Annotated in this window: 25 protein-coding genes and 1 pseudogene; 18 read left to right on the forward strand and 8 right to left on the reverse strand. The window is 62.2% G+C overall.

What is annotated here, in order from left to right; translation table 11 throughout:
• Positions 1-630: EAL domain-containing protein (locus EN990_RS30365; protein ID WP_164766181.1), on the forward strand; the 630-nt coding region annotated here is incomplete at its 5' end.
• Positions 631-742: 112 nt separating this feature from the next.
• Complete coding sequence (locus EN990_RS30370) at positions 743-1351, forward strand: glutathione S-transferase family protein (RefSeq protein WP_127368172.1); 609 nt, start codon at positions 743-745, stop codon at positions 1349-1351.
• 22 nt (positions 1352-1373) lie between these two features.
• On the opposite strand, the pseudogene EN990_RS36365 reads toward EN990_RS30370, so the two are convergent.
• From EN990_RS36365 to EN990_RS30385, 3 genes and pseudogenes are all read right to left on the reverse strand, one after another.
• A pseudogene (locus tag EN990_RS36365) lies at positions 1374-1627 on the reverse strand (hypothetical protein).
• Positions 1624-1824, reverse strand: a complete 201-nt coding sequence (locus EN990_RS30380; RefSeq protein ID WP_127368173.1) for a hypothetical protein — start codon at positions 1822-1824, stop codon at positions 1624-1626. Before EN990_RS30380 ends, EN990_RS36365 begins: the two are co-directional and overlap by 4 nt.
• A gap of 271 nt (positions 1825-2095) precedes the next feature.
• The gene (locus EN990_RS30385; RefSeq protein ID WP_010910991.1) at positions 2096-2308 is read right to left on the reverse strand and encodes a cold-shock protein; all 213 of its coding nucleotides are present in this window, start codon (positions 2306-2308) and stop codon (positions 2096-2098) included.
• A 274-nt stretch (positions 2309-2582) separates the two neighbouring features.
• Between EN990_RS30385 and EN990_RS30390 the strand changes: the two genes are divergently transcribed.
• On the forward strand, positions 2583-2912 hold the full coding sequence (locus EN990_RS30390) for a hypothetical protein (protein WP_027162103.1): 330 nt from the start codon (positions 2583-2585) through the stop codon (positions 2910-2912).
• 26 nt (positions 2913-2938) lie between these two features.
• Here EN990_RS30390 and EN990_RS30395 read toward each other — a convergent pair whose 3' ends face one another.
• Complete coding sequence (locus EN990_RS30395) at positions 2939-3829, reverse strand: LysR family transcriptional regulator (protein WP_064994529.1); 891 nt, start codon at positions 3827-3829, stop codon at positions 2939-2941.
• Between the two features lie 149 nt (positions 3830-3978).
• Between EN990_RS30395 and EN990_RS30400 the strand changes: the two genes are divergently transcribed.
• The 3 genes from EN990_RS30400 to EN990_RS30410 are packed head-to-tail and all read left to right on the forward strand — an operon-like array spanning position 3979 to position 5670.
• Positions 3979-4881 carry an MBL fold metallo-hydrolase gene (locus EN990_RS30400; protein WP_164766182.1) on the forward strand — a complete coding sequence of 301 codons (903 nt, stop codon included), beginning with the start codon at positions 3979-3981 and terminating at the stop codon, positions 4879-4881.
• Between the two features lies 1 nt (position 4882).
• A complete protein-coding gene (locus EN990_RS30405) occupies positions 4883-5272 on the forward strand; it encodes a nuclear transport factor 2 family protein (protein WP_013530093.1) in 390 nt (129 codons plus the stop codon).
• A gap of 26 nt (positions 5273-5298) precedes the next feature.
• The gene (locus EN990_RS30410; RefSeq protein ID WP_245460889.1) at positions 5299-5670 is read left to right on the forward strand and encodes a nuclear transport factor 2 family protein; all 372 of its coding nucleotides are present in this window, start codon (positions 5299-5301) and stop codon (positions 5668-5670) included.
• A gap of 148 nt (positions 5671-5818) precedes the next feature.
• Here EN990_RS30410 and EN990_RS30415 read toward each other — a convergent pair whose 3' ends face one another.
• On the reverse strand, positions 5819-6388 hold the full coding sequence (locus EN990_RS30415) for a methylated-DNA--[protein]-cysteine S-methyltransferase (protein WP_013530095.1): 570 nt from the start codon (positions 6386-6388) through the stop codon (positions 5819-5821).
• Positions 6389-6569: 181 nt separating this feature from the next.
• Between EN990_RS30415 and EN990_RS30420 the strand changes: the two genes are divergently transcribed.
• The 5 genes from EN990_RS30420 to EN990_RS30440 all read left to right on the forward strand — a co-directional run bounded on the left by EN990_RS30420 (position 6570) and on the right by EN990_RS30440 (position 11355).
• Complete coding sequence (locus tag EN990_RS30420) at positions 6570-7475, forward strand: lytic transglycosylase domain-containing protein (RefSeq protein WP_027162099.1); 906 nt, start codon at positions 6570-6572, stop codon at positions 7473-7475.
• A 5-nt stretch (positions 7476-7480) separates the two neighbouring features.
• Positions 7481-7969 carry a GNAT family N-acetyltransferase gene (locus EN990_RS30425; RefSeq protein WP_024504138.1) on the forward strand — a complete coding sequence of 163 codons (489 nt, stop codon included), beginning with the start codon at positions 7481-7483 and terminating at the stop codon, positions 7967-7969.
• Positions 7970-8251: 282 nt separating this feature from the next.
• Entirely contained in the window at positions 8252-9520 is a 1269-nt protein-coding gene (locus EN990_RS30430; protein WP_127368175.1) for an ABC transporter substrate-binding protein, read from the forward strand.
• 46 nt (positions 9521-9566) lie between these two features.
• Positions 9567-10529 carry a sugar ABC transporter permease gene (locus tag EN990_RS30435; RefSeq protein WP_127368176.1) on the forward strand — a complete coding sequence of 321 codons (963 nt, stop codon included), beginning with the start codon at positions 9567-9569 and terminating at the stop codon, positions 10527-10529.
• Between the two features lies 1 nt (position 10530).
• Entirely contained in the window at positions 10531-11355 is an 825-nt protein-coding gene (locus EN990_RS30440; RefSeq protein ID WP_127368177.1) for a carbohydrate ABC transporter permease, read from the forward strand.
• 28 nt (positions 11356-11383) lie between these two features.
• Here EN990_RS30440 and EN990_RS30445 read toward each other — a convergent pair whose 3' ends face one another.
• Entirely contained in the window at positions 11384-11719 is a 336-nt protein-coding gene (locus EN990_RS30445; RefSeq protein WP_013530101.1) for a hypothetical protein, read from the reverse strand.
• A 145-nt stretch (positions 11720-11864) separates the two neighbouring features.
• Between EN990_RS30445 and EN990_RS30450 the strand changes: the two genes are divergently transcribed.
• Together EN990_RS30450 and EN990_RS30455 are read left to right on the forward strand one after the other, a co-directional pair.
• A complete protein-coding gene (locus tag EN990_RS30450) occupies positions 11865-12608 on the forward strand; it encodes a DUF899 family protein (protein ID WP_164753717.1) in 744 nt (247 codons plus the stop codon).
• 133 nt (positions 12609-12741) lie between these two features.
• Positions 12742-13296, forward strand: a complete 555-nt coding sequence (locus EN990_RS30455; protein WP_013530103.1) for a DUF4142 domain-containing protein — start codon at positions 12742-12744, stop codon at positions 13294-13296.
• Between the two features lie 160 nt (positions 13297-13456).
• Here the strand turns inward: EN990_RS30455 and EN990_RS30460 are convergent, their stop codons facing one another.
• Entirely contained in the window at positions 13457-13777 is a 321-nt protein-coding gene (locus EN990_RS30460; protein ID WP_127368179.1) for a DUF1476 domain-containing protein, read from the reverse strand.
• Between the two features lie 212 nt (positions 13778-13989).
• Between EN990_RS30460 and EN990_RS30465 the strand changes: the two genes are divergently transcribed.
• The 5 genes from EN990_RS30465 (at position 13990) to EN990_RS30485 (ending at position 16910) form a co-directional block, all read left to right on the forward strand.
• A complete protein-coding gene (locus tag EN990_RS30465) occupies positions 13990-14373 on the forward strand; it encodes a DUF6152 family protein (protein WP_127368180.1) in 384 nt (127 codons plus the stop codon).
• A complete protein-coding gene (locus EN990_RS30470; protein WP_127368181.1) occupies positions 14374-14835 on the forward strand; it encodes a hypothetical protein in 462 nt (153 codons plus the stop codon). It begins immediately after the preceding gene.
• Between the two features lie 224 nt (positions 14836-15059).
• Positions 15060-15452: a RidA family protein gene (locus EN990_RS30475; RefSeq protein ID WP_063172891.1), complete on the forward strand. Its 393-nt coding sequence runs from the start codon at positions 15060-15062 to the stop codon at positions 15450-15452.
• Positions 15453-15624: 172 nt separating this feature from the next.
• Positions 15625-16323: a DUF5343 domain-containing protein gene (locus tag EN990_RS30480; RefSeq protein WP_127368182.1), complete on the forward strand. Its 699-nt coding sequence runs from the start codon at positions 15625-15627 to the stop codon at positions 16321-16323.
• Positions 16320-16910, forward strand: a complete 591-nt coding sequence (locus EN990_RS30485) for a Swt1 family HEPN domain-containing protein (protein ID WP_127368183.1) — start codon at positions 16320-16322, stop codon at positions 16908-16910. The genes EN990_RS30480 and EN990_RS30485 overlap by 4 nt, the downstream gene beginning before the upstream one ends.
• A 4-nt stretch (positions 16911-16914) precedes the next feature.
• Here the strand turns inward: EN990_RS30485 and carB are convergent, their stop codons facing one another.
• Positions 16915-20421 (reverse strand): carbamoyl-phosphate synthase large subunit, encoded by a 3507-nt coding sequence (gene carB / locus EN990_RS30490; RefSeq protein WP_127388487.1) that lies wholly within the window; start codon positions 20419-20421, stop codon positions 16915-16917.
• Between the last annotated feature and the right edge of the window lie 177 nt (positions 20422-20598).

A 20598-nucleotide genomic window follows, 5' to 3' on the forward strand; every position in this document is an offset into this window, starting at 1 on the left:
GTCTCGGACCGGCTGTTTGTGGAAACCATGTGCCGGGCGCTGCATCTCAGGAATTTTCGCAACATCGGCGTCGACGGGCTCGACCTGTTCTTCAACTACAATCCGTTGATCAACGACCATGCCGGGCGGGCACTGGCCGAGATTCGCCTGATGACCAGGCATCTCGGCGAGTTCGGCCTGGCGCCGGCCATGCTGGTCTGCGAAATCACCGAACAGGCGGCGGACGACGCGCTTCTCGCGCGGCTGGTGCGCGAAATGCGGCGCGACGGCATCCGCATCGCCATCGACGATTTCGGCACCGGGCACTCGACCGAGGAGCGGGTGAGCCTGCTCAAGCCCGACATCGTCAAGATCGACGGCACCTGGTTCGCGGAGTTCTGTCGCCACGCTGCCGCTGAACGGTTCTTCCGCCCGCTGGTTTCCAGCTTGCATGACCGCGGCGCCAAGGTGCTGGTCGAAGGCATCGAGCAGCCCACCCATCTGCGCGTCGCGCTCGAGGGCGGCGTCGACCTGCTGCAGGGTTTTCTCCTCGCCCGCCCAGCCTTGGCGGGGACCGTTTTCGAGGAAGAGCCACTGAACATCGACACGCTGCTGGGTACCGGCGGCAATGTCGTCCCGCTGTTCGGCTAGGGGCGCCACTATTCACACATCAGCGGCGCTGATCGTCGCGACAAAACAAATCATTGGTTGAGTCCGCCGCCGCTGCGATAATCGCGCGGAGAGAGTGCTCGGGGGAACAGCCATGATACTTTACGGCATGATCGACAGCGGCAATTGTTACAAGCCGCGCCTGCTGATGGCGAAGCTTGGCCTGGCCTTCACCAACGTCGAGGTGAGTTCGCACACAGGCGACACACGCAAAGCCGACTTTGTCGCCAAGAACCCGAACGCCATGGTGCCGCTGCTCGAGTTCGACGATGGCCGGCGGCTGGCCGAATCCAACGCCATCCTGCTCTATCTCGCCGAAGGCACACGCTTCCTGCCGGCGGACAGGTATGAGCGTGGGCTCGCGTATCAATGGCTTTTCTTCGAACAATACAGCCACGAGCCCTACATAGCCGTGCGCAAGGCGCTGCTGACCTTTCCCGAACGTGCTGGGGATGCGACCCCGGAGCGGCTGGCGGTGACGCTGGAGCGCGGCAACAAGGCGCTCAGCGTGATGAACAGGCATCTGGAAAACAATGCCTTCTTCGCCGGCAGCGCGCTCAGCGTCGCCGACATCGCGCTCTATGCCTATACGCATACGGCGGAGCAGGGCGGTTTCCAGCTCGACGCCTATCCGGCGGTGTCGGCATGGCTTGGCCGCGTGGAAGCGGATCCGGGGCATGTGCCGATCGAGTGGGTGGGGTAGCCTTCTCCTCCTGAAGGAGGGGCTATTTCAACAAATGGTCGTAGTCGGCGTGGGTGCCGACCCAGAACCAGATCACATCTTCATTGTTGCGTATGGCAACAGCCCGATAGTTTTCGTCAACTCGCGCCGACCAATAGCGACCGACCTGTTTGAAATGCAGTGAGGGATGAAAAGGATCGAACGCAGTCGGGCAAAACGCCTGTCCGCCTTTGCTCTGATTGACGATGGCAGTTTTTCATAAGCCTCCCAGAACGATGGAGAGGCGACGTGGTTCACAGAGGCCGCGTCCGACCAGCGCGATGGTCAGCCGGCGCCTGTTCGGCAAGCCTGTCCAAACGGCCCGCCTTCGCGTCGGCTTCCATCTGCCGGTCCCACATATCCGCCTGGAGCGCCTCGAACCAGGCGGCAAACGCCTTCAGTTCCTCGGGGCTCAGTTCGGCGACGGATTTTTCGATCTGCTCAAGTTTGGTCATGGCCGAATGGTACCACTACTGGGCTAAAAGTACCACAAGTTGGAACCATAGTGCAGGCTGCGCCACCTAACCCAGACAGCAAAAAAGGCGGGATAAATCCCGCCTTCCCATGCTTGGTAGCCTGATCGGGAGCGTCCGGTCCGGGCTGGCAGCTATCTGCTGATCCAGCTTGTCGGGTCTTTCCGCTCCAGCGCGCTTCTCGCGCGACTGTCAGTACATCCGTGACTTGCCGCGCGCCCCGAACTCTCGCCCGGCGCGCGCTATCGCAAAATCAGGCTGCCTTGCTCAGAGATCCAGCGGACGACTTGCCAGTGCGGCGGTCCTGCTCGATCTCGAAGTTGATCTTCTGGCCTTCGACCAGGGTCGACAGTCCAGCACGCTCGACAGCGGAGATGTGGACGAATACGTCCGCGCCGCCCGCGTCAGGCTGAATGAAGCCGAAGCCCTTGGTGGCGTTGAACCACTTGACCGTTCCAGTTGCCATTTAGATAGTCCTTCACATTTGCTTTAGATTGACCGGACCGAGGTCCAGCCGGTGTGCATCGAGATTTTGGAGATAGACGTCAGCAAACGCGATTATCGCGAGGCCCGGATCGATCGGCCGAAATATCAATGGAAGGCATATAGGCTGCTTTCGCACAAAAAACAAGACTGTGTGAGAAAGCCGTGATCAGGGCGCTGCCCAATGGCCGCCCCAATCGCGTGAGAGCGTCACGACGGATCGCGACGTCCCTGGGCGGCGGATCAGGGAGAGGACCATGAAAACCATTCTGCTTGCCGCCTGCCTGACGCTTGTCGCCGCTCAGGCTCAGGCGATCTCGCGCTACGACCCGACGCGTATGAGCTGCGGCAAGGTTCAGGCGACGATCGCCCGGCAGGGGGCGGTCATCCTGCGCTACCAGTCGAAGCGAGTGCCGGGACTGCCGCTCTACGACCGCTATGTGCAGAGCCAGCGATTCTGCAGCATGGGCGAGGTGAGGACACGAGCCTACGTGCCGAGCGCCGACACAAAGTCCTGCCCGGTCTACAACTGCAAGCGGCCGGACAACGACCGGCATTTCCGCCGGCGGTTCTTCCATAACAACTAGCGCTTGTCGACCGGCAGCCATTGCTCTCAATCCCGGATATGTTCCGTGAGCATGGACACGAATTGCGTCACCTTTTGCGGGCGAAAGCGCGCCGCCGGATAGACCACGTGAATGCCGCCGGAGGGCAGCGCCCAGTCGGGGAGCACGTGGACGAGGCGGCCTTGCGATAGATAGTCGACGACCAGATAGTCCGGCAGAACTGCCAGTCCGCCGCCGGCGAGCGTCGCTTCCAGTACGGCGGGCGTCGAGTTGATGGAGAACGCCTCGCGCAGGGTGATGGTGCGCGGCTCGGAATCGCCTCGGGTGAAGTTCCAGGTGAACGGCTTGCGAAGCACGGCATTGGCAACGAGCGGCAAGGAAGAAAGATCTTCCGGCTTGTTCACCCTGATCCCGGCCGCGAAATCCCGCGACGCGACCAGGATTTGCCGGAAGGTGCCGATGCGTCGCGCCTGCTGGCTGGAGTCATCCAGCCAGCCAACCCGGATGGACAGGTCGATCTTGTTGCCGATCAAGTCAATTATGGCATCGGAAATGACCAGTTCGACGCCGCAGGCCGGAAATCTCTGGCGAAAGCGGGCGGCGATCGGGGCCAGCACGATCGCGCCATAGTCATTGGACGCGGAAACACGCAGCACACCGGCCACCTCGGCGTTGGCCTCGCCAACCTCGGCGACCGCTTCTTCGACATCCCGCAGGATCAGAACGCAGCGTGCATGCAGAAGACGGCCTGCTTCCGTCGGCTCGACCCTTCGCGTCGTGCGCACGAGAAGCGTGGTCCGCAGCTCAGCCTCGAGGCGAGCGACTTGTTGGCTGACGACTGTTTTCGTGATGCCAAGCCGCTCGGCCGCGCGGGTAAAGGAACCTGCGTCGACCACGGTGGCAAAATAGGCGAGGCGATTGAGGTTTATCGATTCCACCACGAAGGCTCATTGTAAGCTTTCAACATACAGTTTGTATTATTACGGCCAATTTATTGATTAATCCAGAGGGCTTACCGTGCCGTCTACCGTCCGCCCTGCGGGCCCGTAGCCGCACCCGATCCCCTTTCATTCAACGGAGATATTCCATGTTCACGAGGAGACAGATCATGAAGACCTCATTGGCCCTCGGCGCAACCGCCGTTTTCGCGCCCATCGACAGCGGCCAGGCCGCCGGCGCCAAGCTTGGCTGGAAACACTTCCCGGCGGGTCCAAACGGTTTCTTCCGTGCGCCGGTGCTACTGTCGGGGCCGAGCGAAGCCCTGTTGATCGACGGCGGCTTCACCTATCCGGACGGCAAGGCGCTCGCCGATGCCCTCAAGGCCACCGGCAAGAAGCTGACCACCATCTATGTCACTCAGTCCGATCCCGATTACTACTTCGGCCTGAAGCCGGTGAGGGACGCCTTCCCGGAGGCAAAAGTCATCGCTGCCTCCGCCACGCTGGAAGCCATCAAGGGCAATGTGGAGAAGAAGCTCGCCGTCTGGGGTCCGCAACTGAAGGAAAATGGCCCGCAGGCGCTTTCCGACATCGTCCTCCCCGAGGCATTCGACGGCGCAACGCTGACGGTCGATGGCGAGACTGTAGAGATCGTCAATGCGGAAGAAGGATTGGCCAACCGCCGCTATCTGTTCGTGCCGTCGCTCAATGCCGTTTTCGGCGGGGTGATGATCTTCTCGGGCGTTCACGTCTGGACCGCCGGCACGCAGACCAGGGAAAGCCGTGCCGCCTGGATCAAGACGCTGGACGCGATTGCCGCCCGCAGGCCCGCTGTCGTGGTGCCCGGCCACATGGCCCCCGATGCCGCGATCGGTCCTTCGGCGGTGGAGTTCACCAAGTCCTATCTCCTCACCTTCGAGGAAGAACTGGACAAGGCGGCAGACAGCGCCGCGTTGAAGGCCGCCATGGAGACCCGCTTCCCCGGCCTCGGTATGGGCGTCGCCCTCGATGTCGGATCCAAGGTCGCCAAGGGCGAGATGAAGTGGGGCTGACATGGCGACGAACCTCGATTTGATCCGTGGAACCTACGAGGGAACTTCCGAGGAGAACGGCCGCAATCTGCTGGCCGTTCTTTCCGCCGACATCGAATGGACCGAGGCGGAAGGATTCCCCTATGCCGGCACCTATGTCGGCATCGAGGCCCTGATGCAGGGGGTCTTCAAGCGGCTCGGCTCGGAGTGGATCGGATACCACGCCGACGTGCACAGCTTCATTGCCGATGGCGACCGGGTGGCGGCCTTCGGCGTGTATTCCGGTACATATAAGGCGACGGGAAAATCCATGACGGCCCCCTTCGCTCATCTCTACGAACTGCGGGACGGCAAGATCATCCGCATGCGGCAGTATGTCGATACGGTGCTCGTTGCGCGCGCATTGGCCTGACACCGAAGCAACCGAGGGAGACATCCGTGCTGCAACTTAAATCCTTCGCGGCGGCCGCTTTCGCGGTCGCGGCGCTCACCGCCGCGGCGCATGCGGGAAACACCAAGCCGGTCAAGCAGGTGCTGCAACAGCATGAATTGACTCAAAAAAACAGGACGCTTGTCCTGAAAGCCTATCAGGCGCTGTTCGGCGACCATGACCTTGCCGCGCTGGACCGCTATTGGGCCGAGGCTTACATTCAGCATAACCCGACGATGACGGATGGCCGAGACTCGGTCAAAAAGCTTCTCGAAAGCATGGGTGTCGCCAATTGGCCAAAACAAAAAGTCGACTTCAAGCGGGTGATCGCCGAAGGCGACCTCGTCATGGACCCAGGTCGTTCAACCGAGGGCAGGTAACATGCCGGAGACCGTCATCGTGGACATTTTTCGCGTTGAAAACGGCAAGATCGCCGAGCATTGGGACGTGATGCAGCCGGTGCCCGCCAACCCGGTCAATAAGCGACCGATGTACTGATCCAGGCCTTCTGCCAGCGCCGGCCGCCGCTCAAAACCCGAACGATACCTGCGCCGGCGGCGGCGGGCCGACGCGCACGCCTTCCATGGCCAGCATCTTCTCCTTGGTGACCGAGCCGCCCGGCGCCGAGAAGCCGCCGATCTTGCCGCCGGCGGCAAGGATGCGATGGCAAGGGATGACCAGCGGCACCGGATTGGCTCCAAGGGCGGCCCCGGTTTCGCGGGCGAGCCCGGCATGGCCGGCGGTCTTGGCCAGCTCACCATAGGTGGTGGTTTCGCCGAAGGAGAGTTTTCGCGCCGCGTCGTAAATGGCGAGGCGGAAATCGTCGACGCCGTCGAGATCGACCGGTACGGCGGAGAAATCGACATCCTCGCCCGCCGCATAGGCCTTGATCGCTGCGATCAGCTCGACCACCCATGGCGGCTGCGCCGTGGAAGCGGAAACGCCACCGTGACGCAGCAGGCGCCGTTCCACCGCTTCGCGGCTGCGTTCGGGCAGGCAGAGCCGGATCAGGCCCTTTTCGCTCCAGGCAATGCCCATGAAACCGATCACTGTTTCTAACACTGCGTGGCCGGCCGTGATCGAAGCTGTCGTGACCATGATGCGTTCCTTCCCGCAAAGTGGCGAAATCCGGGATTCGTCCCAGTACATATCCGGAACAATATGGCATCGCCGCCCGCGTCTCGCCACCCGAAAACCACCTGATCGCCCCGATTGCCCGGCCTGAATCGCTGGTGTAAGGGATTTCTTAACAACCCGACAAACCGGACCCGAGCGCGGCTTGCCAGCAAAACTCAACCTTATCGCGATCGGCGTGATCCTGGCCGCCGCCGGCATCAGCGGCTGCACGTCGACCTCGCAGATGAAGTCCGCGCCTGCTCTCACCGAAACAGCGACCGCCGCCGGCGCTGATGCCGGCTTCACCGTGCCTCTGCCGGAGACGGTTTCGGTGCTGCCGGAATCATCGGGGATCGCCCCCGTTCAGACGGCCGAGCTGCCGCCCGATTCCGCCGCACAGCCGGCTGCGGCGACCGCCGCTTTTGCCGGATCGACACCGGCGGCACCAGCCGTGCCCGCGGTGATGACCGCCAATGCCTGGCAGGCGCCGCCGCCGGCAAATGCGAACGAACCGGTCAAGGCGGCCGAGACTTATACGACCGCGGGGCTGATCGTGCCGGCAACCGCCAAGGGCGACCGCATGCCCGGCGTCCAGCAGGTCGCCTATGTCGTGCCGCAGAACCCGGCGGCCCTGGTCCAGTTTCCGGCAGGGCCCGTGCAAGAAGAACACGCGACGGGCGTGCGTGGCGATGTCGAGCGGCTGATCGAGAAATATGCGGCGATCTACCAGGTGCCGGTGGACCTGGTGCGCCATGTCGTCAACCGCGAGAGCACCTTCAACCCGAAAGCCTACAACAACGGCCATTGGGGACTGATGCAGATCAAGCACGCGACGGCACGCGGCATGGGCTATGACGGACCGGCCAAGGGCCTGTTCGACGCCGAAACCAATCTAAAATACGCGGTCAAATATCTGCGCGGCGCCTGGCTGGTGGCCGGCGGCAACGCCAAGAAGGCCGACTGGCTCTATCAGACCGGCTACTATTACGACGCCAAGCGCAAGGGCCTGCTCGAGGCGACCGGCCTTGGCCGCGACCGCCAGCGCCGTCGCCTGCAACCCGACGCCTGAGCGCGATGCCAGAACCGCGCCCGCCGGCCCTGAACGACATCCGGCTGCGCAAGATCCTCGACGAGACGCTGGTTCCGCCGCACTGGCCCGACGGCTTTGTCATGCGCAGTTTCGAGCCTGGTGACGCGCCCGCCCTGCATGCGCTTTTGACGGAAGTGTTCGATGACGGCGCCGATGGTCCGTTCGACGAGTGGTGGCCGCGTATCGCGGACGATCCCGAATTCGACCCGGCGCTGTGCTTCCTCGTCATCGACGCCAAGGGCCGGCTGGCGGCGGCGGCGCTGTGCTGGACCCGCGCCTTCGTCAAGGATCTTGCCGTTCATCCCGAGGCGCGCGGCAAGGGTGTTGCCGAAGCGCTGATGTGGCACGCCTTCGCCGTTTTTCGCGAACGCGGCGCCGACCATGTCGACCTCAAGACCAACACGGTCGAGAATCCCGCCGCCGTCCGGCTCTATGAGCGGCTGGGTATGATGCCTGTCGCCTGGGAAGGCTAGGGTGCTGATATTCAGGTGATGCCGGCCCGCAAATGATGGCTTCCTGCGCTTCCGGTGCTCACGTACCCAAAAGTACGCTCCGCTCCGGTTCTCGGAAACCACCATTTTCGACTCGGCCTGACCTGAATCTCAACACCCCCTGATGGGTGTCGCCTCACGCAGGAACGGCGCGATTTGGGAACCCAAAGCGCCGCTTCGCATTCAATGGGAGGTGAGGGCCTGACAAGCTGCCGGCGCGTGGGAGGATTTTCCGTGGCCGGCCGCGGAGGGACGTCCATCACCATGAAGTTTTCTCACGCATTCCTGGCGCTCGGCGTCGCCGCCATGCTGGTTGGTACGCCGGCGCGGGCCGTCGAGCTGTCGATGGTGTCGGGCGATACCGGCGACGGCATCAAGGTGCTGCGCGAGATCCTCGACCGTTACGAGAAAGACAGCGGCAACAAGGTCAACATCGTCGTCATGCCGACGTCCGGGACCGACCAGTTCGGCCAGTACCGGCTGTGGCTTGCCGCCGGAAACAGCGACATCGACGTCTACCAGACGGACGTGATCTGGGCGCCGCAGCTCGCCAGCCAGTTCGTCGATTTGACCGCAGCGACCAGGGACATCGTGGCCGAGCATTTCCCGTCGATCATCCAGTCGCAGACCGTCAACGGCAAGCTGGTCGCCTTGCCGATCTTCACCGATGCGCCGGCGCTCTACTACCGCAAGGATCTCCTCGACAAATATGGCGCCAAGGTGCCGGCCACCTGGAAGGAACTGGCGGACACCGCCAGGCTGGTCATGGATAAGGAACGTGCAGCCGGCAATCGGGATATCTGGGGCTTCGTCTTTCAGGGCAACGCCTATGAGGGGCTGACCTGCAACGCGCTCGAATGGGTGATGTCGAATGGCGGCGGCCAGATCATCGAGCCGGACGGCTCCATCTCCATCAGCAATCCAAAAGCGGCGGCGGTGCTCGATATGGTCAAGGGCTGGGTTGGGACCATCGCGCCGCCCGGCGTGCTCGCCTACCAGGAAGAGGAATCGCGCGGCGTCTGGCAGACCGGCAACGCGGTGTTCATGCGCAACTGGCCCTATGCCTATGCGCTCGGCAACGGCGAGGGCTCGCCGATCAAGGGCAAGTTCGACGTGGCGCCGCTGCCGGCCGGCACCGGCGAAGGCGCCCGACCGGTCGCGACGCTGGGTGGCTGGAACCTCGCGGTCTCCAAATATTCGAAGCATCCGGATGCCGCGATCGAGCTGGTCAAGTTCATTGCCTCGCCCGCGATGCAGAAATACCGCGCGCTGAAGACGTCCAACCTGCCTACCATCCAGGCGCTGTATGACGATGCCGACATCGCCAGGCAACACCCGATTATTCCGCGCTGGAAGCAGATCTTTCTCAATGCGGTGCCGCGCCCCTCGGCCGCGACCAGGATCAAATACAACGAGGCGTCGAGCCAGTTCTGGAACGCTGTTCACAACACTCTCTCGGGCGACGGCACTGCCGCCGACAATCTGGCCGACCTCGAAGCGACGCTGACCAAGCTGAAGGGCCGAGGCTGGTGATGATACTGGGACAGCCGGCCGGCGGGACCGCAGCGAGCGGAGCGAGATGACAGGGATGAAACCGGAAACAGCCAAGGCCGCGCACGCGCCGTTGAGGGCACAGCGCGTTCGCTCGGCGTGGCTTTTCCTGGCGCCAATGCTTCTGGTGCTCGCCGCGGCGGCCGGCTGGCCGCTTGCCCGCACGGTCTATTTCAGCTTCACCGACGCCTCGCTGGCCGATCTCGACGCGCGCCAATGGGTCGGCTTCGCCAATTACTTTTCGGTACTTCACATGCCAAGCGGCCGGACCCTCTATGACGGGTTGCTGGTCGACCCTGTCTGGTGGCGTGCCGTCTGGAACACGGTGCGCTTCACCGTGATTTCGGTGACCTGTGAGACCATCCTCGGCACCATCGTTGCCCTGGTTCTCAACGCCGAATTCCCAGGCCGCGGCATCGTCAGGGCGGCGATCCTGATCCCCTGGGCGATCCCGACGATCGTCTCGGCGAAGATGTGGCAATGGATGCTCAACGACCAGTTCGGCATCATCAATGTGGTGCTGCTCAATCTTGGCCTGATCAGCACCAAGATCGCCTGGACGGCCAACGCCGACACCGCGATGGCGGCGGTCCTCATCGTCGATATCTGGAAGGCGACGCCATTCATGACGCTGCTCATCCTGGCCGCGCTGCAGATGCTGCCGAGGGAGATCATCGAGGTCGCCAGGCTCGACGGCGCCAACCCCTGGCAGATCTTCTGGCGGGTGACCTTGCCGCTGATCCGCCCCGCGCTGTTGGTGGCGGTGATCTTCCGCGCGCTCGATGCGCTGCGTATCTTCGACCTGATCTATGTGCTGACCCCTAACAATGTGCACACCAAGTCGATGTCGGTGTTCGCGCGCGAGAACCTGTTCGAGTTCGACAAATTCGCCTATGGCTCCGCCGCCTCGACCCTGCTCTTCCTCATCCTCGCTCTGCTTACCATCGTCACCATCCGGATCGGCCGGATCAGCCTGGACGGGGACCGCTGAGATGTGGATCGTGAAGCGCACGGCCTTTTATCTGCTGGTCGCGGGAATCGTCTTCGTCGCGGTGTTCCCGTTCTATTACGCGATCGTCACCAGCCTGAAATCCGGGACCGACCTGTTCCGGGCTGATCTGTGGCCAACGACGATCAGTTTCGCCAATTACCGGAATGTGCTGACCGAGGGCGCCTTCGTGCGCAACCTCGCGAACTCGCTCTTCGTCTCCGGCGCAGTCGTCGCGCTGTCGCTGTTGCTCGGCGTCACATCAGCCTACGCGCTGGCGCGCATTCGATTCCGCGGCCGCTCGGCCCTGCTGTTCATCATCCTGTCGGTGTCGATGTTCCCGCAGGTGGCGCTGCTGGCCGGGCTGTTCGAACTGGTCCGCATCTTCGGCCTCTACAATTCGCTGTTCGCGCTGATCTTCTCCTACATGATCTTCACCTTGCCGTTCACCGTCTGGGTGCTCACCACCTTCGTCCGCGACCTGCCGGTCGAGGTCGAGGAGGCGGCGATCCTCGATGGCGCGACGCCGTGGATCATCGTCACCCGGGTCTTCCTGCCGCTGATGTGGCCGGCGCTGGCGACCACCGGACTGCTGGCCTTCATCGGTGCGTGGAACGAGTTCCTGTTCGCCCTGACCTTCACCTCCAACAACGCACAGCGGACCGTGCCGGTGGCGATCGCGCTGCTCTCCGGCAACTCGCAGTTCGAGATCCCCTGGGGCAACATCATGGCCGCCTCGGTGATCGTCACGGTGCCGCTGGTGGTGCTGGTGCTGATCTTCCAGCGCAAGATCGTCTCCGGCCTGACCGCCGGCGGTGTGAAGGGGTGAGGAGCGGTCGGCGTAGTGCGGACCGTTGTCAGATGTCCGGCGCGTTGCCTATCTTCTGCTTGAGATCAAGCGCCCAGGTGCGGCCTTCGTCGCCGCCCCACAGCAGCCAGGCGATGTAGCCGGCCGAAGGGTTCTGCTCATTGCCGTAGTTCCTGCCGCGCTTGTCGACCTCGTGGCGGGCGAAATAGCTGACCATGCGGCGAATGGTGGAGGGCGCGAGCTTTTCCCGGTTCTTCAGTTCGGTGGCGCGGGCGACGCCGATCTCGGTGCCGCCGCGGCCGAATTCTCCGCGCAGTCTGAGGCCCTTGGCGGCATTGTCGGCCACCACTTGCGGGCAGCGCAGATCGATCTCGTCGTCGTGCATTTCGTCCCCCGGATCACGCTGCCCGAACAGGGATTACGACATATCACCATGCGCAATAAATGTCGGAGCCGATCACCGCCAAACGTCCTTGGGTCGCAGAGCAACCGCGCCGGGACGCCGGCGCCGCGACTTGAAGGAGCCGATCATGATCACCTTTCCCAACGAATCCGCGAAATACCGCACCGCGCGCGAAAAATTGCTGAAGAAGGAAATCGAGCTGCGCCGCGCCATGGAAGAGGTCGCCGAGGCCCGGCGCGCGCTGCCGCCGGGCGGGCCGATCCGCCAGGACTATGAATTCGACGCACTGAATGCCCAGGGCAAGCCCGCGAAGACAAGGCTGTCGGAGCTGTTCGCGCCCGGCAAGGACAGCCTGATCCTCTACAACATGATGTTCCCGCGCCACCCGCAGGAGAAGCGCGATGTGGCGACCAGCGGCGGCACGGCGAAGCTCGCCCGACCGGACCAGCCATGTCCGTCCTGCACGGCATTGCTCGATCAGTTCGACGGCGCGGTCGGGCATCTCCAGGCGGCCGGCTTCAATTTCGCGGTGGTGGGCAAGACCGCGCTCGAAAACCTGGTCACGCTCGGTCGAGATCGGGGCTGGCGCAACATGCGGCTGGTGTCTTCGGCGGCCAACAGCTTCAAGCGCGACTACAATGCGGAGGCGGCCGACGGCTCACAGATCCCGCTGCTGTCGGTGTTTCACCGCGACCCCGACGGCATACGCCATTTCTGGAGTTCGGAACTGGATTTCGCACCGACGGAGCCCGGTCAGGATCCGCGTGGCCTCGGCACCTGCGAAACGCTTTGGAACCTGATGGATTTCACGCCTGAAGGCCGCCCGAACTGGAACGAGCAGCTGCAATATGGCGAGGCTTGCTGCCACTGAAAGGTAGCTCTGGTCAGCCGCCGCGGTTCGGGTAATCGAGGCGACACGCGCAGGCTTCTTCCTCATGACCTGCAACCGGAGTGCCCAAGCGACGTTGGATTGTCCGAGGGACAATTCCAACCGGAGACATGCCATGAAGACGCTTACCATTCTGACCGCAGCAGCATTGCTTGCCGGCGCGCCGGCCTTTGCCCAGTCGAACACGACCGCCACGACCACGCCGCTCGCCGCCACGACGAAGGTCGACACTTCGACCTTCATCAAGACGGTGCCGAGCGCCAATGAGTTCGAGATCGAGTCCAGCAAGCTCGCCGAGCAACAGGCAACCGACGCCGACGTCAAGGCGTTCGCCAAACAGATGATCGCCGATCACACCAAGGCCGGCGAGGAATTCAAGGCGGCGCTTGCCCAGGGCCAGACAACCTCGGCCACCGCACCGTCCGGTCCGGCCCTGCAGCCCAAGGAGCAGAAGATGCTCGATGAGCTGAAGAGCGCCAGCGGCGATCAATTCCAGGCCAAATACATCGAGATGCAGACCAACGCTCATAAGGAAGCCGTCGCGCTGTTCAGCGGCTATGCGAAATCCGGCGACGACCCGGCAATGAAGGAATTCGCCAAGAAAACCCTGCCGACGCTGCAGATGCACGAAAAACACGTGAAGGAACTGGCCGCCGCGCATCAGGGGTGAGGGCGGTTCACTATGGCGCCCCCCTCTGTCCTGCCCGGCAGGACAGAGGGGGGCGCCGTAGAGCGCTACGATGGAAGCCAGCCCGCTTGGCCAACCAACACCACAATGTGGCCCTGTGCCTTAAGGACGGCACGCCCTACCGATCAAGGCTGAGCGGCGCTCAGGTCGACCTGATCTGCTCGACCGCGGTCACCAGCAGCTCTTCCATGGCGGTGCGTATCTGGCCATCCGACTGGGCGATGCCCGCCGCGTCGAAGTCGGCGCGGACCTTGCGGAACACATCGTTGTCGCCTGCCTCTTCGAAATCCGCGTGCACGACCTCCTTGGCATACGCGTCGGCGTCAGCACCGGATTTGCCGAGCTGTTCGGCGGCCCACAGGCCGAGCAGCTTGTTGCGGCGCGCCATGGCCCTGAACTTCGTTTCCTCGTCCATCGCAAACTTCTTTTCGAAGCCTTCCTGACGGTCTCTCATGCTGCTCATGGTTCGCCTCGTTTCCGATGGGAGTCCGATCTTCAGCCCAGGGGAAGAACGGCCAGGAAAGAGAGAGTGGCGCGCATGGGTGTCATTAACAAGGCGTCATGCCGGCGATTGGGCGGGCGCTTGGCGGTCCAGTCTTTCGCTCGATATGATTTGACGTTGCCGCGCCGTGTCCTACTCTCAAGTGCCTGCGGGATGAACCGAGGAGACGAGCGATGCAGTTCAAGGCAATTCGCAGCGTCGCGCTGACGGCGGCCGTGATGCTTGCCGCCGGCACCGCGGCCTATGCCCATCACGGCTGGTCGTGGACACAGGATGGGTTTTTCGAACTCAAGGGCAAGATCACGGCCATCTATATCGGCAATCCGCACGCCACGCTGGATGTCGACGCGGAGGGTGAGGCCTGGCGGGTGGAGATGGCGCCGCCATCACGCACGATCGCCGCCGGCTTCACGGAGGAGGTGGCCAAGGTCGGCGACGAGGTGACCGCGATCGGCAACCGCTCGGTGGAGGCGAGCGAAAAGCGCATGAAAGCTGTCCGCGTCATCGTCGGCGGCAAAACCTATGATGTCTATCCCGACCGAGTGCCGCCGGCGTAAATGGCCGAGTTCCTTGCCGGCATTGAGCATCTTGCGTTGGCGCGGTGGCTGAAGGCTTCCTTCATTGCCTACCCCATAGTCAATGCGCTCCACATCATGTCGATCGGTGCGCTGCTGACCAGCGTCGTTCTCATGGACCTCAGGATCTGCGGCGCCTTCCGTTCGCTGCCGCAAGCCGCATTCGTCGCGCTGCTGCGCCGCATTGCATTAAGTGCGTTCGCGGGTGCGCTCGTCACAGGCTCGCTGCTGTTTTCGGTCAAGGCGGGCACCTATGCGGCGATGCCGGTTTTCCTCGCCAAGATGGCACTCATCCTTCTCGCCGGCGTCAATTTCCTCGCCTTCATGCGCTTTCGCCGCGCAACAGGCGGCGACGCGCCGGCAGGCGGGATCGCCCTGGCCGTGCTCTCGATGCTGTTGTGGACTTCCGTGCTTTTCGCAGGACGGTTCATTGGTTTTCTTTAGCGCCGCATCTTCCTTCTCCCCCTGTGGGAGAAGGTGGCCTCGCGAAGCGAGGTCGGATGAGGGGTGTTCCAGGGAACGCCGCCGCCTCATTCCGCTGGAACACCCCTCAACCGTCCCGGCGCTAACGCGCCGATCCACCTTCTCCCACAAGGGGAGAAGGGAAGAACGGCGCTGGCGTTCCGCCAGTGCGGGGATAAGCTCCCTGCAAACAAGGGAGATTTGCCATGAAGAAAGAAATCATCGAAGTGCCGGTCATGTCGGACAAGGTGCGGGCGCTCGGCCTGCCCTGTTCGACGGCGGTCAAGGCCAACGGCTTCGTGTTCATCTCGGCGACGCCGCCGGTGGACATGGTGACCGGCGAGATGGTGCGCGGCGACATCGAGGTGCAGACCGAGGCGTCGCTGAAGGCGCTGAAGCATTGCCTGGAAGCGGCCGGCACCTCGCTCGACAATGTGGTGATGGTGCGCATCTACGCCGTCAATTCCGGCTTCTACAACGCCATCAACCGGGTTTATGCGAGGTACTTTAGCGTCAACCCGCCGGCGCGCAGTTTTGTGCCTGTGGCGTCTTGGCCGATGGAGTTTGATATCGAGATCGAGTGTGTGGCTGTGGCTTGAGGGGCTTCACCAATACGGCGTGGGCGATTCGCCAAGAAGATGCTGCAGGCACTCAATATGTACAAAAAACAGATGAAGGAGCTGCCGGTGTCGGGCGCAGCGATAGAGTGGCCGGAGGATTGCATGTAATGCCAGTCAGTTTATAATATTTCGAATAGGGCAGGAGGGGAAAGTGGCAGAAAAAGAAACTGGTTCAAACGCAGCCGTGGCCGCTGTGAAAGACGAAAAGAAGGCAGTACCCAATCGAGAGATACCCGGAAACATGCCATACACGTCTAGTGTTGGCGTGTTTAAAAGGGCGATTCAGAAAATACCTGTCAGCGAGAGACCGCCAAAATTTAATAGAGACTTCCTGAACACTGTATTTGAGATAACTGGTGGAAGTTCAATACCAGTTATACCTATTTTGAAAAGGGTTGGATTCTTAACTAGTGATGGCACACCTACCAACTACTACTCTGAATTTCAAACTGACGGAGGCAGGGCTTCAGCTGCACTCCACGCGTTGAAGACGGGCTTTTCCGAAATTTTTAAACGGAATCAGTACGCGCACAAGGCCGATCGCGACAAGATTATCGACGCAATCGTCAGCATCACTGGGCTAAATCGTGCGGACAAAGTTGTTGGCTATATTTACGGTACTTTCAGTGCGTTCCAAGAGTATGCGCAAGGAGCTGATGAGAATAAGGCTGCTGCCGTAAACGCCCCCGCGAACTCAGATTCGATGAGTTCTACACCGGATCGCATTAGCGCCCCTCAGCTAAGCCTTAACGGTATCTCATATCAGATTAATTTGGTTCTACCTGCGACTACAAACATAGAAATATACAACACAATATTTCGAAGCATCAGGGAAAACCTGATAAAATGATAGACCTTCATAAATTGGAGCTATACATTCTGAAATGCGCTGTAATCCAGGCGGAAGTGGAGAAATTTGATCAGGCTGACGGCTCTCCCTTAGGCATGAATCGTACGGATGCTGCTGCGGTTTACGACGAGCACCTGGCGCAATTTTCTAGGGAGAGCCGTTCTCGTGCTTCGAAGATGGCATCATACTATGAATTATTCTATCTCGTAGAGAACGAGATTAGAAGAATAATCCAAGAGACATTAGAGGAATCTTATGGCCGATCCTGGTGGGATACTTGTGTCGATCAGGTGATTAAAGACGAGGTTGATAAGAATCGTAAAAGAGAACTGGAGCTGGCTCTCTCGATCCGCTCCGAGCGGGAAATAGACTATACTACTTTTGGACAGCTTGGGGACATAATAAGAAAAAACTGGGCGAATTTCGCCGGCATCATGAGTAACCAACCAGCCCTATCAAGGGTACTGCATCAGCTTAACGTGTTACGTGGTACGATCGCCCATTGTGGTTTTTTGGCCGAAGACGAAGTCGACCGTCTTCATCTTACTATCAAAGACTGGTTTCGGGTGATGGCAGGCCCACGCTAGCTCCTCACGCAAAATACTCCTGCAGCGGCCGCACTTCCAAACTCCCCGCCTTCAGCGCCGCAATAGCCTCCGCCACCGCGGCCGCTCCCGACAGCGTCGTATAATACGGCACCTTCTGCATCAGCGTGGCACGGCGGAGCGACTTGGAGTCCGACACCGCCTTCTGGCCATCCGTGGTGTTGAAGACGATCTGGACCTGGCGGTTGCGGATGGCGTCTTCGATGTGGGGGCGGCCTTCCAGGACCTTGTTGATTTTTTGGGCGTCGACGCCGTTTTCGGCGAGGAAGCGGGCGGTGCCTGAGGTCGCCAGCACCTTGAAGCCGAGGCCGGCGAGGCGCTTGACCGCCGGCAGGATGCCTTTCTTGTCCTCGTCGCGCACCGAGACGAACAGCGTGCCGGAGCGCGGCAGGTCGACGCCGGCGCCCAACTGGCTCTTGGCGAAGGCCAGCGCAAAATCGCGGTCGAGGCCCATGACCTCGCCGGTCGAGCGCATTTCCGGGCCGAGCAGGATGTCGACGCCGGGGAAGCGGGCGAAGGGGAACACGGCTTCCTTGACCGCGATGTGGCCGGGGTTCCTGGGATCAGGCATCGCGCCGTAATGGGCGAAGGCGTCTTCCAGTTTTTCGCCGGCCATGATGCGGGCGGCGATTTTCGCGATCGGCCGGCCGATGGTCTTGGCGACGAACGGCACGGTGCGTGACGCGCGCGGGTTGACCTCCAGCACATAGACCGTGCCGTCCTTGATCGCGTATTGCACGTTCATCAGGCCGCCGACATTGAGCGCGCGGGCAAGGGCTGCCGTCTGGCGCTCCAGCTCGTCGACCAGTTCGGAAGGCAGCGAGTGCACCGGCAGCGAGCAGGCACTGTCGCCCGAATGGATGCCGGCTTCCTCGATGTGTTCCAGAATGCCGGAGACGAAGGTCGACTTGCCGTCGCAGAGGCAGTCGACATCGACCTCGATGGCGCCACTGAGATAGGTGTCGAACAGCAGCGGGTTCTTGCCCAGCAGCGTGTTGATCTGGCCGGTCTTGTCGTTGGGGTATTTCTGCTTGATGTCCTCCGGCACCAGGCCGGGCACGGTGTCGAGCAGGTAGGTCTGCAGCATGCCCTCGTCATGAATGATCTGCATGGCGCGGCCGCCCAGCACATAGGACGGGCGCACCACCAGCGGGAAGCCGAGCTCGCCGGCAACCAGGCGGGCCTGCTCGACCGAATAGGCGATGCCGTTCTTCGGCTGGCTGAGGTTCAGCTTGTGCAGCAGCTTCTGGAAGCGGTCGCGGTCTTCGGCGAGATCGATCATGTCGGGCGAGGTGCCGAGGATCGGGATGCCGGCCTTCTCCAGCGCATCGGCGAGCTTCAGCGGCGTCTGGCCGCCGAACTGCACGATGACGCCGACCAGCTCGCCCGACGCCTGTTCGGCGCGCAGGATCTCCAGCACGTCTTCCGCCGTCAGGGGCTCGAAATAGAGCCGGTCTGAGGTGTCATAGTCGGTCGAGACCGTCTCGGGGTTGCAGTTGATCATGATCGCCTCATAGCCGGCATCGCGCAGCGCGAAGGCGGCGTGGCAGCAGCAATAGTCGAACTCGATGCCCTGGCCGATGCGGTTCGGCCCGCCGCCGAGGATGACGACCTTCTTGCGCGACGAGACCTGCGCCTCGTTGGCCAGCGCGCCGGCGAACGGCACTTCATAGGTCGAGTACATGTAGGCGGTGGGCGAGGCGAACTCGGCCGCACAAGTGTCGATGCGTTTATAAACAGGATGAACGTCGAGCTTTTCGCGAGCTTTCTGAATCACTTCGGCGTCGGTCTTCGTCAGCGACGCGAGGCGGGCATCGGAGAAGCCCATGGCCTTCAGCATGCGCAGATTGACGGCATCCTCGGGAATGCCGTGCTCGCGGATGCGGGCTTCCATGGCGACGATGCCGGCGATCTGTTCGAGGAACCACGGGTCGATCTTGCACATGGCGTGCACGTCCTCCAACGAGGTGCCCATGCGGATCGCCTGCGCCACCATGCGCAGCCGGTCGGGCGTCGGCGTGCCGAGCGCTGCACGAATGGCGTTGCGGTCGTCGGCATGGTTGGCGGAACCGAGGCCCCCATGGCTGAGACCGGGAATCTCGATCTCGTCCAGACCAGTCAGGCCGGTTTCCAGTCCACGCAGCGCCTTCTGCAGCGATTCCTGGAAGGTGCGGCCGATGGCCATGACTTCGCCGACCGACTTCATGGCGGTGGTCAGCACCGGCTCGGCGCCGGGGAATTTCTCGAAGGCAAAGCGCGGGATCTTCGTGACGACGTAATCGATCGACGGCTCGAACGAGGCCGGCGTGGCGCCGCCGGTGATGTCGTTCTCCAACTCGTCCAGCGTATAGCCGACGGCGAGTTTTGCCGCGATCTTGGCGATCGGGAAACCGGTCGCCTTCGAGGCCAGGGCCGACGAGCGCGAGACGCGCGGGTTCATCTCGATGACGACGAGGCGGCCATCGGCCGGGTTGACGGCGAACTGTACGTTGGAGCCGCCGGTCTCGACGCCGATCTCGCGCAGCACCGCGATCGAGGCGTTGCGCATCATCTGGTATTCTTTGTCGGTCAGCGTCAGGGCAGGGGCGACGGTGATCGAGTCGCCCGTATGCACGCCCATCGGGTCGATGTTCTCGATCGAGCAGACGATGATGCAATTGTCCGCTCTGTCGCGGACGACCTCCATCTCATACTCCTTCCAGCCGAGCACGCTCTCCTCGATCAGCACTTCGGTGGTCGGCGAGGCGTCGAGGCCGGACTGGACGATCTCGTAGAATTCGGCGCGGTTGTAGGCGATGCCGCCGCCGGTGCCGCCCATGGTGAAGGACGGGCGGATGATGGCCGGCAGGCCGACATGGTCGAGCGCCTGGGCGGCGATCGCCATGCCATGGCTGATATAGCGCTGCTTGCGGTCGCCTTCGCCGAGGTTCCAGCGGGTTTCCAAGGCGTCGAGCGCAGCGTCGAGATCGGCCGGTTTCTCGGCCTTGAGCGCGGCGCGCTCGGCCTCATGCGTCTTGCGGTCGGTGTTCTTGACGTCGGTGGCGTTGGCCAGCATCGACTTCGGCGTTTCCAGGCCGATCTTCTTCATCGCCTCGCGAAACAGCGCGCGGTCCTCGGCCTTGTCGATGGCGGTAGCATCGGCGCCGATCATCTCGACATTGTAGCGCTCGAGCACGCCCATGCGGCGCAGCGACAGAGCGGTGTTGAGCGCGGTCTGGCCGCCCATGGTCGGCAGCAGCGCGTCGGGCCGCTCCTTGGCGATGATCTTGGCCACCACTTCAGGCGTGATCGGCTCGATATAGGTGGCGTCGGCCAGTTCCGGGTCGGTCATGATGGTGGCCGGGTTGGAATTGACCAGGATGACGCGGAAGCCTTCCTCCTTCAGCGCCTTGCAGGCCTGCGTGCCGGAATAGTCGAACTCGCAGGCCTGGCCGATGACGATGGGGCCGGCCCCGATGATCAGGATCGACTTGATGTCAGTGCGTCTTGGCATGTCAAAGGTCCGTTCGGCGGGCGGCTTGCACAAAAAACCGGGACGGGAAGACCCGGCCGGTTGTGCTCGCGATTCTGGTATCAGGCTAGGAGGGCCTTATAGGGAAGAGTTTTGACTGATGTAACCCCGAAAATGCGAGGTAGGGGAATAGGGGAATAGGGGAATAGGGGAATAGGG

The sequence above is a fragment of the Mesorhizobium sp. M7A.F.Ca.US.005.03.1.1 genome (genome assembly GCF_003997975.1).
Taxonomy (GTDB): Bacteria; Pseudomonadota; Alphaproteobacteria; order Rhizobiales; family Rhizobiaceae; genus Mesorhizobium; species Mesorhizobium ciceri.

Coding starts and splice junctions, on each gene's coding strand:
- EN990_RS30370 (WP_127368172.1), top strand. CDS start 743: ATGATACTTTACGGCATGATCGACAGCGGCAATTGTTACAAGCCGCGC.
- EN990_RS30380 (WP_127368173.1), bottom strand. CDS start 1,824: ATGACCAAACTTGAGCAGATCGAAAAATCCGTCGCCGAACTGAGCCCC.
- EN990_RS30385 (WP_010910991.1), bottom strand. CDS start 2,308: ATGGCAACTGGAACGGTCAAGTGGTTCAACGCCACCAAGGGCTTCGGC.
- EN990_RS30390 (WP_027162103.1), top strand. CDS start 2,583: ATGAAAACCATTCTGCTTGCCGCCTGCCTGACGCTTGTCGCCGCTCAG.
- EN990_RS30400 (WP_164766182.1), top strand. CDS start 3,979: ATGTTCACGAGGAGACAGATCATGAAGACCTCATTGGCCCTCGGCGCA.
- EN990_RS30405 (WP_013530093.1), top strand. CDS start 4,883: ATGGCGACGAACCTCGATTTGATCCGTGGAACCTACGAGGGAACTTCC.
- EN990_RS30415 (WP_013530095.1), bottom strand. CDS start 6,388: ATGGTCACGACAGCTTCGATCACGGCCGGCCACGCAGTGTTAGAAACA.
- EN990_RS30425 (WP_024504138.1), top strand. CDS start 7,481: ATGCCAGAACCGCGCCCGCCGGCCCTGAACGACATCCGGCTGCGCAAG.
- EN990_RS30430 (WP_127368175.1), top strand. CDS start 8,252: ATGAAGTTTTCTCACGCATTCCTGGCGCTCGGCGTCGCCGCCATGCTG.
- EN990_RS30435 (WP_127368176.1), top strand. CDS start 9,567: ATGACAGGGATGAAACCGGAAACAGCCAAGGCCGCGCACGCGCCGTTG.
- EN990_RS30440 (WP_127368177.1), top strand. CDS start 10,531: ATGTGGATCGTGAAGCGCACGGCCTTTTATCTGCTGGTCGCGGGAATC.
- EN990_RS30445 (WP_013530101.1), bottom strand. CDS start 11,719: ATGCACGACGACGAGATCGATCTGCGCTGCCCGCAAGTGGTGGCCGAC.
- EN990_RS30450 (WP_164753717.1), top strand. CDS start 11,865: ATGATCACCTTTCCCAACGAATCCGCGAAATACCGCACCGCGCGCGAA.
- EN990_RS30455 (WP_013530103.1), top strand. CDS start 12,742: ATGAAGACGCTTACCATTCTGACCGCAGCAGCATTGCTTGCCGGCGCG.
- EN990_RS30460 (WP_127368179.1), bottom strand. CDS start 13,777: ATGAGCAGCATGAGAGACCGTCAGGAAGGCTTCGAAAAGAAGTTTGCG.
- EN990_RS30465 (WP_127368180.1), top strand. CDS start 13,990: ATGCAGTTCAAGGCAATTCGCAGCGTCGCGCTGACGGCGGCCGTGATG.
- EN990_RS30470 (WP_127368181.1), top strand. CDS start 14,374: ATGGCCGAGTTCCTTGCCGGCATTGAGCATCTTGCGTTGGCGCGGTGG.
- EN990_RS30475 (WP_063172891.1), top strand. CDS start 15,060: ATGAAGAAAGAAATCATCGAAGTGCCGGTCATGTCGGACAAGGTGCGG.
- EN990_RS30485 (WP_127368183.1), top strand. CDS start 16,320: ATGATAGACCTTCATAAATTGGAGCTATACATTCTGAAATGCGCTGTA.
- carB (WP_127388487.1), bottom strand. CDS start 20,421: ATGCCAAGACGCACTGACATCAAGTCGATCCTGATCATCGGGGCCGGC.